The sequence below is a fragment of the Aeromicrobium sp. P2_G6 genome, assembly GCF_056403535.1.
On the sequence record NZ_JBFUFH010000002.1, the window covers coordinates 581841 to 598568 of the forward strand.

General features: G+C 69.0%; 12 protein-coding genes. 10 read left to right on the forward strand and 2 right to left on the reverse strand.

Annotation, left to right across the window (positions count from 1 at the left end; translation table 11 throughout):
• Positions 1-8 precede the first annotated feature (8 nt).
• Positions 9-1364: a TrkH family potassium uptake protein gene (locus tag AC1DVU_RS09360; RefSeq protein WP_476922163.1), complete on the forward strand. Its 1356-nt coding sequence runs from the start codon at positions 9-11 to the stop codon at positions 1362-1364.
• A complete protein-coding gene (locus AC1DVU_RS09365) occupies positions 1357-2028 on the forward strand; it encodes a potassium channel family protein (RefSeq protein ID WP_476922164.1) in 672 nt (223 codons plus the stop codon). Before AC1DVU_RS09360 ends, AC1DVU_RS09365 begins: the two co-directional genes overlap by 8 nt.
• Here the strand turns inward: AC1DVU_RS09365 and AC1DVU_RS09370 are convergent.
• On the reverse strand, positions 1935-2915 hold the full coding sequence (locus AC1DVU_RS09370; RefSeq protein ID WP_476922165.1) for an EamA family transporter: 981 nt from the start codon (positions 2913-2915) through the stop codon (positions 1935-1937). The two genes, AC1DVU_RS09365 and AC1DVU_RS09370, sit on opposite strands and share 94 nt — an antisense overlap.
• A gap of 39 nt (positions 2916-2954) precedes the next feature.
• Between AC1DVU_RS09370 and AC1DVU_RS09375 the strand changes: the two genes are divergently transcribed.
• The 6 genes from AC1DVU_RS09375 (at position 2955) to AC1DVU_RS09400 (ending at position 12099) form a co-directional block, all read left to right on the forward strand.
• Complete coding sequence (locus AC1DVU_RS09375; protein ID WP_476922166.1) at positions 2955-3455, forward strand: MarR family winged helix-turn-helix transcriptional regulator; 501 nt, start codon at positions 2955-2957, stop codon at positions 3453-3455.
• Between the two features lie 158 nt (positions 3456-3613).
• On the forward strand, positions 3614-6451 hold the full coding sequence (leuS, locus tag AC1DVU_RS09380; protein WP_476922167.1) for a leucine--tRNA ligase: 2838 nt from the start codon (positions 3614-3616) through the stop codon (positions 6449-6451).
• Positions 6452-6477: 26 nt separating this feature from the next.
• A complete protein-coding gene (locus AC1DVU_RS09385) occupies positions 6478-7326 on the forward strand; it encodes a DegV family protein (RefSeq protein WP_476922168.1) in 849 nt (282 codons plus the stop codon).
• A gap of 204 nt (positions 7327-7530) precedes the next feature.
• The gene (locus AC1DVU_RS09390; RefSeq protein ID WP_476922169.1) at positions 7531-8259 is read left to right on the forward strand and encodes a helix-hairpin-helix domain-containing protein; all 729 of its coding nucleotides are present in this window, start codon (positions 7531-7533) and stop codon (positions 8257-8259) included.
• Positions 8259-10493, forward strand: a complete 2235-nt coding sequence (locus AC1DVU_RS09395; protein WP_476922170.1) for a DNA internalization-related competence protein ComEC/Rec2 — start codon at positions 8259-8261, stop codon at positions 10491-10493. Before AC1DVU_RS09390 ends, AC1DVU_RS09395 begins: the two co-directional genes overlap by 1 nt.
• A gap of 52 nt (positions 10494-10545) precedes the next feature.
• A complete protein-coding gene (locus tag AC1DVU_RS09400; protein ID WP_476922171.1) occupies positions 10546-12099 on the forward strand; it encodes a glycosyltransferase family 4 protein in 1554 nt (517 codons plus the stop codon).
• On the opposite strand, the gene AC1DVU_RS09405 is transcribed toward AC1DVU_RS09400, so the two are convergent.
• Positions 12075-14381, reverse strand: coding sequence for a N,N-dimethylformamidase beta subunit family domain-containing protein (locus AC1DVU_RS09405; RefSeq protein WP_476922172.1), 2307 nt, complete (start codon positions 14379-14381; stop codon positions 12075-12077). The genes AC1DVU_RS09400 and AC1DVU_RS09405 overlap by 25 nt on opposite strands.
• 169 nt (positions 14382-14550) lie before the next feature.
• Here AC1DVU_RS09405 and holA point away from each other — a divergent pair, with 169 nt between their 5' ends.
• Entirely contained in the window at positions 14551-15525 is a 975-nt protein-coding gene (holA, locus tag AC1DVU_RS09410) for a DNA polymerase III subunit delta (protein WP_476922173.1), read from the forward strand.
• 6 nt (positions 15526-15531) lie between these two features.
• Complete coding sequence (locus tag AC1DVU_RS09415; RefSeq protein WP_476922174.1) at positions 15532-16698, forward strand: DUF418 domain-containing protein; 1167 nt, start codon at positions 15532-15534, stop codon at positions 16696-16698.
• Positions 16699-16728: the final 30 nt, after the last annotated feature.

Below are 16728 nucleotides of genomic sequence, written 5' to 3' on the forward strand. Positions count from 1 at the left end.
GTCATGGCGTGCGCCGCCCTCGGAGCCTCCGGATCCCAGCTGCGATTGCGCATCCTGTCCGTCTGCTGCCGCTGACCTTCCTCACGCTGATCGTCGTTGGCACCGTGCTGCTCCTGCTGCCGTTCGCGCATTCAGGCGGGGGCTCGGCGGGATTCATGCCGGCGTTCTTCACCTCGGCATCGGCCGTCACGGTCACCGGCCTGGCCACCGTGGACACCGGTACGTACTGGACGCCCGCGGGGCAGGGCATCATGCTCGCGCTCGTCGAGATCGGTGGCCTCGGCATCATCGCTCTCGCGACGGTCCTCGGCCTGTTCATCGGCGGCCGCCTCGGTCTCCGCACCCGCATGGTCGCGCAGGCCGACATGCACGTGGTGAGTCTCGGCGAGGTGCGCCCGCTGTTCCGCCGGGTCGCGGTCACGATGATCTTCTTCCAGACCATGACCGCCGTGGTCCTGACCACCCGCTACCGCACGCACTACTTCGACGACCTGCCAACGGCGCTGTGGCACGGGGTGTTCGACTCCGTCATGGCGTTCAACAACGCCGGGTTCTCGCTCAACCCCGACAGCCTCACGAGCTATGCGGGTGACGGCCTGATCATCATCCCGATCTGCATCGCGGTGTTCGTGGGAGCGATCGGGTTCCCCGTGCTCGCGGAGCTGTTCCAGGAGTGGCGCACGCCCGACCGCTGGACGATCCACACCCGGCTGACGGTGTGGGGCTCGATCGGCCTGCTCGTGGTCGGCGCACTCGCGTTCCTCGCGCTGGAGTGGAGCAACCCTGACACGCTGGGCAACCTGTCGTTGGGCCACAAGCTCGTGTCGGGCATCGAGGGCGGCATCATGCCGCGGTCGGGCGGGCTCAACAGCTTCGACTGGGGCTCGGTCCGCCCCGAGACGCTCAACATCGGCGTCGTGATGATGTTCATCGGCGGCGGCAGCGCGAGCACGGCCGGCGGCATCAAGATCACGACGTTCCTCCTGCTCGCGTACGTCATCCTCGCCGAGCTGCGCGGTGACCCTGATGTCACGATCGGCAACCGGTCGATCGGCTCGGTGGTCATCCGCTCCGCACTGACGATCGCGCTGCTCGCGGTGATGCTCGTCTCGGTGACGACCTTGCTCATCATGCTGATGACCGACGTCGCGTTCGACGCCGCGCTGTTCGAGAGCACGTCGGCGTTCGCGACCGTGGGTCTGAGCACCGGCATCACCCCTGACCTGCCGGCAGACGCGCAGATCGTGCTGATCGTCTTGATGTTCCTGGGCAGAGTGGGCACGATTACGGCTGCGTCCGCGTTCGTCCTTCGACAGCGCGTCCCGAGGTATCACCTTCCCGAGGAGCAACCGATCATTGGCTAAGAGCGCAGAATCCCCGACTGCTCCTGTCCTCGTCATCGGTCTGGGGCGCTTCGGCTCGTCCGTCGCCAAGTCGCTCGTGCGCCTCGGTCACGAGGTGCTGGCCGTCGACGAACGGCCCGACATCGTCCAGAAGTTCGCGGGCGAGTTCACGCACATCGTCTCTGCGGACAGCACCGACACCGAGGCGTTGCGCCAGATCGGTGCCGAGCAGTTCCGTCGTGCCGTCGTCGGCATCGGCACCGACATCGAGGCCAGTGTCCTCACTGTCCTGAGCCTGTCGGACCTCGGCGTCGCGGAGATCTGGGCCAAGGCCATCAGCGGCAAGCATGCCGCGATCCTCGAGCGGGTCGGGGCAACCCACGTCGTACGCCCGGAGTCCGACATGGGCAAGCGGGTGGCGCACCTCGTGACCGGCACGATGACCGACTACATCGAGTTCGACGACGGGTTCGCGCTCGCCCGCACCCGTACGCCGGAGGTGGCATGCGGCAAGACCCTCGGTGAGTCGGGGCTGCGCCAGAAGTACGGCATCACGGTCGTCGGCGTCAAGACGCGGGGCGAGGACTTCACCTACGCCCGGCCGGAGACGCCGATCTCGCAGTCAGACGAGCTGATCGTGTCGGGTCCGACCAACAAGGTCGAGGCCTTCTGCGCCCTGCCCTGAACCCGGAGGCCGACCTGGCGGCGGAGCGCTGAGACGGCCGCCGGCTGGCCGGCAAGCACGCCGCCCAGCACCAGCACGACCCCGAGCAGCTGGGCCGGGCCGAACGCCTCGTGCATCGCGACGACGCCGAGCGCCGTGCCGACGACGGGGTTGACCAGGCCCACCAGTGCCGTGGAGCCGGCAGTCATGCGGCTCAGCCCGTGGAACCAGCAGACGTACGCCAGACCCGTGCCGATCGTGCCCAGATAGACGTACGCCGTGATGTTCGTGGCGTCGACGTGCGGTGGGCGGCCCTCGACGATCAGCGCGATCGGCACGAGCACGAGGCCGGCGGCAGTGAGCTGCCATCCGGTGACCGTGATGAGGTCGGCCGGGCGCTCCCAGCGCTTGACCAGGACGAAGCCGATCCCTGAGACCAGCACGGCGCCGATCGCCGCCAGCAGGCCGATCGGGTCGACCGCCGCGTCGGCTCGCAGGACCAGGAGCGCGACCCCCGCGACGCCGACGATCCCGCCGCCGATCCCGGCGACGGTGGCGCGCTCGCGGATCAGCACCGCAGCCAGCAGCATGACGGCGAGGGGCGACATCGCCGTCACGGTCGAGGCGAGCCCGCCCGGCAGCCGGTATGCCGCGGTGAACAGCAGCGCGAAGAACAGGCCCATGTTGCACGTGCCGAGGACCAACGACTTCCACCACCACGAACCGCGGGGGAGCTGGCCCCGGGCGGCCACGATCACGAGGCCGATCGGCAGGGCGCGGACCGCGGCGGAGAACAGCGGCCGGTCCGGCGGCAGGAAGTTCTCGGTGACGACGTACGTGCTGCCCCAGGCAACGGGGGCGACGACGGTGATGGCCGGTATCCGCCAGCTCCACGAAGTATTTTCCATGGAAGACATAATACCTTCCGGGGAAGATAATATGCAAGCATGGACACCGTGGACATGATCGTTGCGCAGTGGAAAGCCGAACGACCCGACATCGACGCCAGCCCGATGCAGGTCATCGGCCGGATCTCCCGACTCGCCGCCGACCTCGACCCGTTGCTGGCACCCGTGTTCACCTCGCGAGGGCTTGGCGACGGTGAGTTCGACGTGCTGGCGACGCTTCGCCGGTCGGGTGAGCCGTTCGAGCTGTCACCGGGCGATCTCGGCGCGTCGATGATGGTGACGTCGGGTGCCGTCACGAAGCGCGTCGATCGGCTCGAGCGGTCAGGCTTGGTCACGCGTCGCGTCAGCGACGTCGATGCGCGCGCGAGGGTCATTCGCCTGACGGCCGAGGGCAGGCGAATCGTCGACGAGGCGGTGGTCGACCACGTCGCCAACGAGGAGCGGCTGCTGTCGGGTCTGAGCGCGGCGGAGCGGGAGACCCTGGCCGGCCTCTTGCGGAAGCTGGGGGAGTCGATCGAGGGCCTCCCGGCAAGGATGTAGACGTAGGCCATGAGTGACAGACAAGTACGTTTCTTCGTCGGCCGTCACCAGAGATTTCCACAGGTCCTTTCGACAAGCTCAAGGACCACATGCTCGACTTCGGGAGTTCGAGAGGCTCGCGAATTGGGAGACCTCGCCCGACCGGTAACATTCGGGCGGTGACCACGCCTGACCTGACCCCTGCGTCCTACCGCTACACGAGTGCGCTCGCGGGCGAGATCGAGCAGCGGTGGCAGGATCGCTGGGACGCCGAGGGCACGTTCGAGGCGCCCAACCCGACCGGCGACCTCGCAGGCGAGATCACGGGCGACAAGTACTTCATCATGGACATGTTCCCGTACCCCTCGGGTGCGGGCCTCCACGTCGGCCACCCGCTGGGCTACATCGCGACGGACGTCGTCGGCCGTTATCGCCGGATGCGCGGCGACAACGTCCTGCATGCCCTGGGCTACGACGCGTTCGGGCTGCCTGCGGAGATCCACGCGGTCCAGACCGGCGAGCACCCGCGGACCAACACCGAGTCGAACATCGCCACCATGCGCCGGCAGCTCCGGCGTCTCGGCCTTGCCCACGACCCGCGCCGCAGCTTCGCGACGATCGACCCCGACTTCATGCGCTGGACGCAGTGGATCTTCGTCCAGATCTTCGAGTCCTGGTACGACGAGGAGCAGGGCCGGGCACGCCCGATCAGCGAGCTGCGCGCCGAGTACGAGTCCGGGGCCCGCCTGGCGCCAGACGGCACGGCCTGGGCTGGCCTGACGCCCATCGAGCGCAGCGTCCTGATCGACTCGGTACGGCTCGCGTACGTCGACGAGTCCCCGGTCAACTGGTGCCCGGGGCTCGGCACGGTGCTCGCCAACGAGGAGGTCACCGCGGAGGGGCGCAGCGAGCGCGGCAACTTCCCGGTCTTCACGCGCAACCTCCGTCAGTGGAAGATGCGGATCACGGCCTACTCGGACCGCCTGATCGATGATCTCGAGCGCATGGACTGGCCGGACTCGGTCAAGAACATGCAGCGCAACTGGATCGGCCGCTCCCACGGCGCCCGCATCAGCTTTCCCGTCGTGGGCCTCGCCACCCCGATCGACGTGTTCACCACACGCCCCGACACGATCTTCGGGACGACCTACATGGTGCTGGCGCCCGAGCACGAGCTCGTCGACCACCTCGTCGCCGACGCGTGGCCCGAGGACACGCCGCGCCTGTGGACCAACGGCGCCGAGACCCCCATCGCCGCCATCGCGGCATACCGGGCGATGGCCGCGGCCAAGACCGACATCGAGCGCCAGGAGAACAAGGAGAAGACCGGGGTCTTCACGGGCGCGTACGCGCTCAACCCGGTCAACGACGCCAAGATCCCGGTGTTCATCGCCGACTACGTCCTCACGGGCTACGGCACCGGCGCGATCATGGCGGTGCCCGGTGGTGACGCCCGCGATCACGAGTTCGCGGAGGCGTACGGGCTGCCGATCATCCACACGGTCCAGCCGCCGGAAGGGTTCGAGGGCGGCGCCTACAGTGGCCGTGGCGTGGTCATCAACTCCTCCAACGATGGACTCAGCCTCGACGGTTTGGAGATCGACGACGCCAAGGCCGCAGCCATCACGTGGTTGCAGGAGCACGGCGCGGGCGAGGGCACCACGACCTACCGGCTGCGTGATTGGCTGTTCAGCCGCCAGCGCTACTGGGGCGAGCCCTTCCCGATCGTCTATGACGAGTTCGACCAGCCGATCGCGCTTCCCGACTCGATGCTGCCGGTCGAGCTCCCGGAAGTGCCGGACTACTCGCCCAAGACCTACGAGCCTGACGACGCGGGCAGCAATCCGGAGCCGCCGCTGGCGCGCGTGCCCGAGTGGGTCAACGTCGAGCTCGACCTCGGTGACGGCCCCAGGACCTACCGGCGCGAGACCAACACGATGCCCAACTGGGCCGGATCGTCGTGGTACGAGCTGCGCTACGCCGACCCCCACAACAGCGACAAGCTCGTCGACCCCGAGAACGAGCGTTACTGGCTCGGACCCCGCAAGCCGGGGGACACCGGCGGCGTCGACCTCTACGTCGGTGGGGTCGAGCACGCCGTGCTGCACCTGCTCTACGCCCGGTTCTGGCACAAGGTGCTGTTCGACCTCGGCCACGTGTCGAGCGAGGAGCCGTTCCACAAGCTGTTCAACCAGGGCTACATCCAGGCCGACGCCTTCACGGATGCCCGCGGTGTCTACGTCGAGGCCGCTCAGGTCGAGGAGCGCATCGACGACGCCGGCGTCAAGACGTACTGGTTCGGCGGCGAGCAGGTCACTCGCGAGTTCGGCAAGATGGGCAAGAGCCTCAAGAACGCGGTGACGCCCGACGAGATGTACGAGATGTACGGTGCGGACACGCTCCGGGTGTACGAGATGTCGATGGGTCCCATGGACGTGTCGCGCCCGTGGGAGACCCGCGCGGTCGTGGGTGCCCAGCGGTTCCTGCAGCGCGTGTGGCGACTGCTCGTCGATGAGGACTCCGGCGAGCTGCTCGCGGACGACGCCGAGCTGGACGCCGCGACGCTGCACGTCCTCAACGTCACGATCGATGGCGTGCGCGGCGACATGGAGGAGATGCGGTTCAACACCGCCGTCGCCAAGCTGATCGAGCTGACGAACCACCTGACCAAGGAGGGTGTGCGCAGCCGCGCAGCGCTCGAGCCGCTCGTGCTCATGCTGGCCCCGCTGGCGCCGCACCTGGGCGAGGAGCTGTGGTCCCGCCTCGGTCATCCGGAGACGCTGACCCACGAGCCGTTCCCGGTCGCCGACCCGGCGCACCTCGCGGCGGCCTCCGTGACCTGCGTCGTGCAGGTGCTGGGCAAGGTGCGCGGCAAGATCGAGGTCAGCCCGGACATCTCGGACGACGAGCTCACCGCGCTCGCGCTGGCCGAGCCCAACGTCGTACGGTCGATCGACGGTCGCGAGATCCGCAAGGTCATCGTGCGGGCACCCAAGCTCGTCAGCATCGTCGTCTGAGTCGGTTTCACCGATAGCATTCGCTCATGACCCGGGTAGCGATCGTCACGGACTCGACGTCCTCGCTGTCGCCCGCCGATGCGGAGCGCGAGGGCATATCCGTCGTGCCGCTGCAGGTCATCATCGGCGCCGAGACCTACACCGAGGGCGTTGACGTCACGGCCGACATGATCGCCGAGGCGCTGGCCGCGTTCGTGCCGGTCAGCACCTCGCGCCCGACACCTGACGACTTCCTCGCCGTGTACGAACGCCTCGCCGCCGAGGGAGCCGAGGCGATCGTCTCGGTGCACCTGAGCGCCAAGATGTCCGGCACGCTCGACTCCGCTGTCCTGGCGTCCAAGCAGGCCTCGGTGCCCGTGACCTGCATCGACTCCACCCAGGTCGGCATCGCGACGGGGTTTGCGGCGGGCCGGGCGGCCAGCGCTCGTGACGCCGGCGAGGATGCGATCGGCGTCGCCGAAGCGGCCCGCCGAGCCGGAGAGTCCTCCACAGTTCTGCTGTACGTCGACACGCTCGAGTACCTCAAGAGGGGCGGACGCGTCGGCGCTGCAGCGGCCCTGATCGGTTCCGCCCTCGCGGTCAAGCCGATCCTGACGATCACCGACGGGCTGGTCGTGCCACTCGAGCGCGTACGCACGCAGGCCAAGGCGCTCGGCCGGCTCGAGGCGATGGCGGTCGAGAAGGCGCAGGCGTGCGACAAGGGCTTCGACATCGGCGTCCAGCACCTCGCCAGCCCGGCCGTGGCCACCGCCGTCGCCGAGCGTCTCGCCACCGCGCTGGGACTCGACTCGATCGGCGTCGACGAGGTCGGTGCCTCGATCGGTGCCCATGTCGGCCCCGGCATGATCTCAGTGACCGTCACCCCCCGCTGCTGACCCGCCCAGCGTCGAGCGGTGAGTTAGTGCCCACGTCCCATGCGGGGCGGTGAGCTAGGGCCCACGCGCGCGAAGATCCTGGGCCCTAAGTCACCGCCCAACAGGGGACGGGAGGTTTTCCACGGGACGTACGCCGCTCGGTGCCGTCCACAGCCTTCGACGTGAGTACGACGAGGGGTGACCCGCCCTGCCTAGCGTCGATGTGTGAAGCGGCGCCCTCCCACCCAGCCCGACGAGACGCGTGCGGAGATCGCGCGGCGCCGGCTGGCCCAGCTCGCCGCCTCGTTCGACGCAGAGCTGCCGCCCGTCGAGGAGCCCGACCCGGCCCGCGTACGCCGCACCATCGAGATCCCGCACGTCAAGGTGCTCGCGACGATCGCCGTCGCCTCTTCCGTGCTCTTGGTGTGGTGGCTGCTGTCCGGCCGACCCGAGACCAGTGAGCCGGCGGCGCCCCTGGCCTTTGGAGAGTCGAGTGCGCCCGCCGGGTCACCGAAGACTCCGGCGGCCGAGCTGATCGTCGACGTCGTGGGCAAGGTGCGCAAACCAGGCATCGTCACGGTGCCCAAGGGATCGCGCGTCTACCAGGCGATCGAGGCCGCCGGAGGCCTCAAGGGCCGAGTCGACATTGCGTCCCTCAACATGGCTCGCGTGCTGACCGACGGCGAGCAGATCCTCGTCGGTCTCGAACCGGTCGGCGCACCGGCCGGGGCAGCCGCCGACTCCTCAGGATCGCCGGCCGGAGCCAAGGTCAATCTCAACACCGCGACCGCCGAGCAGCTCGACACGTTGCCGGGAGTCGGCCCGGTGACAGCCCAGGCGATCCTCGACTGGAGGGAGGAGAACGGCCGATTCGGCTCCGTCGAGGACCTGCTCGACGTCAAGGGCATCGGCGACGCGACGCTGGCTGAGCTCCGCGACCACGTCTCGGTCTGATGCACGACCTGCGCATGGTGCCGCCGGCACTCGTGGCCTGGAGCGCGGCGGCGCTGTTGGTCACCCGGAGCTCGTACGTCTCGGTCGTCGTGGCGATCGCTGCAGTCATCGGTGCGGCTGCGCTCACCCGGTGGCAGCCGCGCGGCAGGCTCGTGTGGCTCCTCACGGCGGTGTGCCTCGTCGCGATCTCGGCGTCGTGTGCTTGGCGACTCGCCACGATCGAGCACTCACCGCTCACCGAGCTGGCCGAGCAGCGCCGACTGGCGACCCTCGATCTGGAGGTACGCCGCGACGCCAAGACGTTCACGCACCACGGTCACGAGTCCGTCGTCGTCGAGGTGCTCGTACGCCGTGCGGTCAGCCGCGATGCCGACATCAGGACGCGCGACCATGCCACGGCCTTCCTGGACGGCGATGCGGAAGGCCTCGTCGTCGGCCGTCGGTTCACCGCGACCGGCCGGCTCGCGCCGTCGGACGCCTCGGACGAGGCAGCCGTGATCGATGTCGTCCGACGGGGACCTGCCGACCGGGCGACGTGGTGGTGGGAGGCGTCGGAGCGCGTGCGGGAGGGCGTACGCCAGTCGGTGTCGCCCGTGGGTGATGAGCCGCGTGCCCTCGTGCCGGCGCTCGTGGACGGGGATGACGGACGTGTCAGCGACAAGGTCGAGGAGGACTTCCGCCGCAGCGGGCTCACCCACCTGATGGCGGTCTCGGGCACCAACCTGACGATCGTGCTGGCTGTCGTGATGGCAGTCGGACGGGCCGCCGGCATTCGCCGGAAAGGGCTCTGGGTCCTCGGCGCGGTCTCGATCGTCGCGTTCGTGCTGCTCGCCCGGCCCGACCCCAGTGTGGTGCGGGCAGCAGCGATGGGTGCCGTGGGTGTCGCGGCACTCGGCTTCGGGGCGCGCGGAGGCGTTCGCGCGCTGGCGTGGGCGGTGGTGGGACTCCTGTTCCTCGATCCTTGGCTTTCGCGGTCGGCTGGCTTCATCCTGTCGGCGACGGCGACTGCCGGGATCTTGCTGCTCGCGCCGCTGTTCGCTCGTCGGCTCGAACGATGGATGCCGCGCTGGTGCGCGCTGGCGATCGCCGTCCCGATCGCCGCCCAGCTGGTCTGCACCCCGGCAATCGCCGCGTTGTCCGGGCAGATCTCCCTCGTCGCGGTCGTGGCGAACCTCCTGGCGGCGCCGGCCGTCGCACCGGCCACCGTGGCCGGCCTGCTCGGTGGACTCGTGGCTCTCGTCTCGGTGCCGCTGAGCCACCTGGCGGGAATCGTCGCCGGTGCGTGCGCGAGCTGGATCCTGACGGTGGGCCACCGGGCCGCGGCGCTCGACGCGGCGGCGCTCGAATGGCGGTCGCCGTGGCAGTGGCTGATCGTCGTCGTCCCAGTGGTCACCGCGGGGATCTTGGCGATCGCGTCGAAGCCGGTCCTGTTCATCGGACTGGCGTCGGGACTGCTGGTCGCGGTCTGGAGGCCGCCCGAGACGGGTTGGCCCCCGACGGGCTGGGTCATGGTGTCGTGTGACGTCGGCCAGGGCGATGCCACCGTGCTCGACGCCGGGAACGGGTCCGCCGTGGTCGTCGATGCCGGCCCGGAGCCGGCGTTGGTCGATCGGTGTCTCGACCGGCTGCAGGTCGATCGCGTACGCCTCATGGTGTTCACGCACGCACACGCTGACCACATCGACGGCTGGACCGGCGTGCTCGACGGGCGACAGGTCGACCAGATCGCTGTGGGACCGACCGGAGGGCCGGGCAGTGCCGCGATCCCACAGCACGTCACGACACCGGGGGAGTCGTTCACGGTCGGCGATGTCACCGCCGAGGTCCTGTGGCCCTCGGCGTCAGGGCCGATCCGGGCCGCGGGCGGCGAGGGGTCGACGGCCAACAACGCCAGCGTCGTCCTGGCTGCCGAGGTCCGCGGCGTACGCCTGATGCTCGCCGGCGACATCGAGCCCGAGGCCCAGGAGGGGCTCCTGCGTGAGCACCCCGATCTGGCCGCTGACGTGCTGAAGATGCCGCATCACGGCAGCGCACGGCAGTCGAAGGAGTTCTTCGAGGCCGTGGGTGCTCGGCTCGCGACGATCAGCGCGGGGAAGGGCAACGACTACGGTCACCCGGCCGCCGCGGCACTCTCGCTCCTGCGCGAGCAGGGCATGCGTTGGTGGCGCACCGACACCGATGGCGACATCGCGATCGTCGAGCGCGACGGGCGCCTGCTGGTCGTGACCCGATGACTACGCTGTGTCCGTAGCCACGGCATGTCGACCTCGAGGAGTCCGTCAGCGGATGAGCAACCAGCCCCAACCTGCCCACGTCGTCATGCTCGTCGGCAACGACATCGCGGTGGACACGAGGGTCAAGAAGACGGCCGCCTCCCTCGCCCGCCTCGGCCTGCGCGTGACGATCGTCGGCTACGGTCCCGAGGGGCTGGAGACCGCACGGATGGCCGGGTGCGACATCGTCCGCGTACCGATTCCGTGGACGCATCACAAGCGTGGCAGGCAACCGATCCCGCGACCGCGGACCCCGCGTCAGGTGGCCATCGCGAACGTCAAGGCGCGCCGCGCCGCCGTCATCGAGTGGGGCACTCGATCGACGCCGGCAGCGCCGCTGCGCGCCGCTCGCAAGATGCTCAAGATCGTCGCGCTCCAGTGGTTGCGGGTCGCGGGCTTCATCGCGGCGCAGACGAAGTCCAGCGCCCTGCCAGCTTCGCCCGCGGGGCCGGACGAGTCCGAACCCAGCCTGCCGTGGCGCCTCACCGTGCCGATCGCGCTGGACTACCTCGAGGCCCTGACCCCGCAGATCGTCGCTCTCGCTCCTGACGTCATCCATGCCCACGACATCCACACGATCGCCGCGGCCTCGGCAGCGGCCGACCAGCTCGAGGCGGCGGGAGCGCGTCGCCCGGTGTGGCTCTATGACGCGCACGAGTTCATTGCCGGTCTTTCCCTCTACGGACGCCGTGATGCCACCGAGCGGGCCGGGTGGCTCAACCTCGAGCAGGAGGTCGCCCCCAGGGCGGATGCCATCGTCACGGTCAGCCCCGTGCTCGCCCAGGAGCTGGCATCGCGCTATCCCGCCGTTCCACGCGTCGAGGTGGTCCTCAACGCGCCGTGGGAGTCGTCCGAACCGCCGGAAGCACGCATCGACGGCTTGCGTTCGGCTGTCGGGATCGGTCCGGAGGTGCCGCTCCTCGTCTACAGCGGGGTCGTGACGCACGCCCGCGGTGTCGACACGGCAGTCGAGGCGATGCCGGCACTTCCCGGATGCCACCTCGCGATCGTGTCGACGACCTTCGCGGCACCGATCAGCGACGAGCTCCGACGCCGGGCCGAGGAGCTCGGGGTCGCCGACCGGGTCCACATCCTCCCGCCCGTTCCCGCCCACACCGTCGTGGACCACCTGGCAAGCGCCGACGTGGGGCTCATCCCGATCCGGCGCTTTCCCAGTCACGACGTCGCTCTGACCAACAAGCTCTTCGAGTACATCCACTCGGGACTGCCGGTCGTCGTCAGCGACTGCACCGCGCAGGACCGGTTCGTCCGCGAGGAGGACATCGGCGCCGTGCACATCACGGAGGACTCGGCCGACCTGTCACGCGCGGTCCAGACGGTCCTCGGCGACCTGGAGCACTACCGCGATCGCGTACGCCGTCCACAGCTGCGAGAGCAGTACTCGTGGCAGGCGTCGGAGCGGGCCCTCCACGACCTCTACTCCGAGCTGCTCGGTCCGACCCACGTGCACGTGCCGCTGACCGACGGCAGCTTCCCCGACCTCGGGGAGACCGGCGTCGATCGGCACGCCGCGTCACAGGGTCAGGGCAGCACCAGCTTCTTCTGATTCGGCTTCTCGAACCCGAAGCCGGGCGGCTCCACCGCCACCGGCATGTGGGGCGGCTTGGCCTTGGAGATCGGAGCCGTCTTCGTCGCCGTCGCCAGCTGGATGGTGGCGTTCGCGGTGGGCGCGAGCCAGTCCAGCACGTTCTGCATCATGATGTGCACCACGTCCTGCGAGGACTGGGGCGGTGCCGGAACGGTCCAGTCCGACGAGCACTGACCGTTGAGGTAGCAGCCGAAGGTGAAGACCGATGCGTTGAAGACGTGGGCTCCTGACGGTGCCGTGAAGGCGGTGATCGTCATGGCTGAGATGGGCCGGGCCCCGCGGCAGTCCCCGACGCCGGAGTAGAGCGTCTCGATCCCGGGATGCTGGTAGAGGTCAGGATTCAGCCAGTCCATCTCGCCGGCGATGAAGCCAGGAATCTTGGTCCCGGTGGGGATGCCGTCGAAGAGCCAGGAGCTCCCTGTCGTCGTGAGCGTGTCACCCGTGAGCGGGCAGACGTACTCTGCGCCGAGCAGCGGCTGGGACGCGTAGGCGTCGCCGCGGAACCGCCATGTGGCGTCAGGAGACGTCCAGTGGTCGGCGTCCCAGGTGCGCCGGTCGGAGCCCCCGGTGTAGGCGATCTCGCGGTACGCGGTGTTGGCGCCCATGCTGGCGACATTCACACCATTGCCGATGGTCTGGCTCACCGCACCACGCATGTTGGGGGAGTAGTACTCGTCGTGGGCGGGAAGCATGAGGTTGTTGGCCCGGTCCTGGACCTGCCCGCCGAACTCGTCGAGGTCCTCGTCGGTCCAGTAGGTCACGTCGACGCCCTGCGCCTCGAGCCAGAACACCATGCCCTGCTCGAGCGGGAGGAACTGCCCGGAGCCCTGACCGGAGATGTACGGCCGGTTGTAGCTCAGGCGGCCCGACGCATTGACACTCGAGTAGAAGCCGCGGCCACCCCAGTCGTTGTATGCCGACCAGGTCGTCGTGGCCTGCTGCAGGAGGATGTCGTGCTTCGTGCCAGTGTCATCGCGGACGGTCAGCGGTGCGTACGTCGCATACGTGCCGTCACTCACCTTGATGAGGTAGGTGCCGGGCACGAACGTCTCGTCGATCGGAATGCTGATCGTCTTCGACCAGTTCGCGGCCGAGACCATGTAGAGCGCGTGGCCCTTGTCGTCGAAGCCTCCGATGGTGGACGCCGGCTGATTGACCGTCGACACGTGGTCCTGGCGCCAGATCTCGCGCGCGCCGTCGCCGCCGTAGTAGCCCATGCGGTAGGCGATGACCGAGACCTTCTTCGCGGAGTCGTTGTCGACCTTGAGGTCAACGGTCTCGCCACACGTGGCGGACGTCCTCGAGAGGAAGGCCGACATCGTTGCCGACGTCGCCGAGCTGGCGATGGTCCACGCCGTGGTGCCGGCCTGGGCATTCTCCTCAGGCACGGTCGGCCAGGTGCCCGGACACGGTGCCGCTGGCGCTGCGATGGGCGTGTTCGGGATCGGGTCCATGACCGCCGGCGGGGCGATCATCGGCAGGAGACCTGAGCCCCTCGCCAGGACGGTGCCGTCGCTGGCGAGAGCCACCATCGGCAGGATGATGCGACCGCCGTAGACCGAGAGCCCGAGGTTGCTCATCGAGGCGGTGAGGTTGCTACCGGTCGCCACGCTGATGGGCGAGGTCGGGGTCCAGTTGAGGTACGCGCCCGACCCGGTCAGGGTGCCGCCTGTGGTGGTGGGCTTGCCGTACGAACCGGGCGGGATGTAGAGCTGGATCTTGGCGACCTTGCCCGCGCGAGTCGCCTTCGTCTTGTAGGTCAGGTTCGTCTTCTGCCCGGGGATCGGGTTGGTCGCGGTGACGGTCACCGGTGCCGTGTACACCGAGCCGTACGACAGGGTCGTACCGCCCGTCGACACAGCCTTGAACGAGAGCTTCCAGGGCGCGCCCGTGGCGGGCAGGTCCAACCCGTACATCGGAATCTTGTAGCGGGTGCCCACGACCACCTTGACGGTGGTGCTGGGGGTCCAGCGGAGCACACCGGTCGCCACCGTCTTCACGGTCCCGTTGACGGAGGTGACATGGCCGCCGGTCCCGGCCGGGATCGTCACGTCGATGTACTTGGTGGTGCCCGCGCTCGTCGCAGTCCCCTCGTAGTTGAGGGTGTCGGTTCCATCCTTCGCAGCATTGGTGATGATCGTGACGCTCGCCGTGACGGCGCTTGCCGGTTGCGCGACGACCGCGATCACGCTCGCGATCAGAGCGGTGACGAGAAGGATGGTGCGGGAACGCTGGTGCACGGATTGGTCTTTCCCTGGGAGTGGCGCCGGCTCCCACACCCCTTGGTACCCAGCACGAAAAGCGTTGCATACCTGCGTCGAATGCGTGGAAAAACCAGCAAAATCTTGGCATCACTTCGTGAAGCGCACCGGGCGCCTGTTTGTCGCGACGGATGGCTACGCTGAGTCCGTGGCCACGGCATTCGGCAAGATCCTCCTCATCACGGGCAACGCCGAGTTCCTCGCCGACCGCACGCGGGCCCGGGCCGTCAAGGCGGTCACCGCCGAGCACCCCGAGTGCCAGGTCGCCGAGGCGACCGCGTCGGGCCTCCAGCCCGGCGAGCTGGCCGGACTGACCAGTCCTTCGTTGTTCAGCGACGTCAGCGCCCTCGTGCTGACGGAGCTCCAGGACCTCCCTGACGTGGCCCAGGCCGAGCTGCTGGCCTACGCCGGCGACACGTCACCCGACATCGCCGTGGTCCTGGTCCACGGCGGCGGCACCAAGGCCAAGGGCCTGCTCGACAAGCTGCGCAAGATGAGCACCGTCAGCGAGGTCAAGCTCGAGCAGCCCAAGTACGAGCGTGACTACGCGCGATGGGTCTACACCGAGATCCGCGACCTCGGTGCCCGCATCGACGAGGAGGCAGCGACGCTGCTGGTTGCCGCCGTCGGGCAGGACCTCCGGGCCCTGGCCGGGGCGGCCGACCAGCTGGTGTCCAACCTCGAGAAGGGCGCCGAGATCAGCGCCTCCCTCGTGCGCCAGTACTTCGGCGGGCGCGCCGACGTCCGCGGCTATGAGATCGCCGACGCCGCGATCGACGGTCGCATCAACGTCGCGCTCGAGGCGGCGCGCTGGGCCGAGACCGCCAAGGTCGCTCCCGTCCTCATCACCAGCGCGTTCGCGAGCGGGCTGCGCTCGCTGGCCAAGCTCGCCAGCGCTCCCGACGGGATGCGCGACAACGACCTGGCCGCCCACATCGGCGCACCGCCGTTCAAGATCCGGTCGATGCGCCAGCAGCTGCGGTCCTGGGAGCCGGACGGCCTGGCGCATGCACTCGGAGCGGTGGCGCAGGCCGATCTCGACGTCAAGGGCGGCTCGGCCGACCCGGCGTACGCAATCGAGCGCATGGTCCTGCAGGTGGCCGCGGCCCGCCGCCGGCACTAAGCACCCATGACACAGGTCGACAGCTCATCCCAGGTGTCGATGACGTCGCGCGCTGGACGGGTCGAGGCTGTCGACCTTGCCCGGGGGATCGCGCTGATCGGCATGATGCTCGTGCACGTCGGACCCCACTGGATCGAGCGCAACCCACCGATCGGGCACGTCGTGGCAGGCGGCCGAGCCGCACCGCTGTTCGCAATGCTGGCAGGTGTCGCCCTCACGCTCGTCCACGACCGTGACCCGCGCGGAGCGGGCTCGACCCGCGCCACCCTGATCCGTGCCGTTCTCCTGATCGCGCTGGGCCTCGGGCTCGGATCGCTCCACGACATGCCGGTGCTCATCATCCTGGCCTTCTACGGTGTACTGATCGTGGTGGCGCTCCCGTTCCGCCGGCTGTCGACGCGTGTGCTGCTGATCCTGGCTGCGGTCTGGGCGATCGCCGCGCCGGTCGTGCTGCTGTGGGCCCGCATCGCCCACGCGCCCGTTGAGACCGGGCAGGCCGAGTGGTCCGACCTCAAGCACCCCTTCGACCTGTTGATGGAGCTTGCCGTGTGGGGGACCTATCCGGCCTGGGTGTGGTTCGCATATGTCCTCGTCGGCCTCGCGATGGGTCGGCTCGACCTTCGGCGCACGGCCGTTGCCCGGCGGGTCGTGGCTGACGGCGCGGCTCTGGTCACGGTGACCCTGCTCGCCGGGTGGTTCTTCATCCGTACCGACGCAGTCGGTGGCGATGGCGACCTCGGCTGGCGGCTGTTGTTCGCCGAACGCTTCTGGCCGTTCGAGACCGGGCGCTGGCACGACCTCCTGATCGTCGGCTCGCACACCTCGACGCCACTCAACGTGATCAGCGCGATCGGGTCCGCTGTCCTCGTCGTCGGCCTGTGCGCCCTCGCTCTGAGATTGCCGTGGTCGCGCATCATCCTCACGCCGATCCGGGCCGCCGGAGCAATGACGCTCACGCTCTACACGATCCACGTCCTGTGGGCCTGGCGTCTGCGAGTGGACTACAGCGCCGAGCACGACGGTCGCTGGAGCGAGGGGAGCTATCGCGACTGGCTGGTCCAGGTCGTCGTGCTCTGCCTGGCGGCGACCTTGTGGCAGCGGTTCATCGGCAAAGGGCCGTTGGAATGGCTCATGCGCCGCCTGTCGGTGTGGGGCAGGCGCGCGCGGGCATGAAAAAAGCCGCCCCGAGGGGCGGCTCAGTTC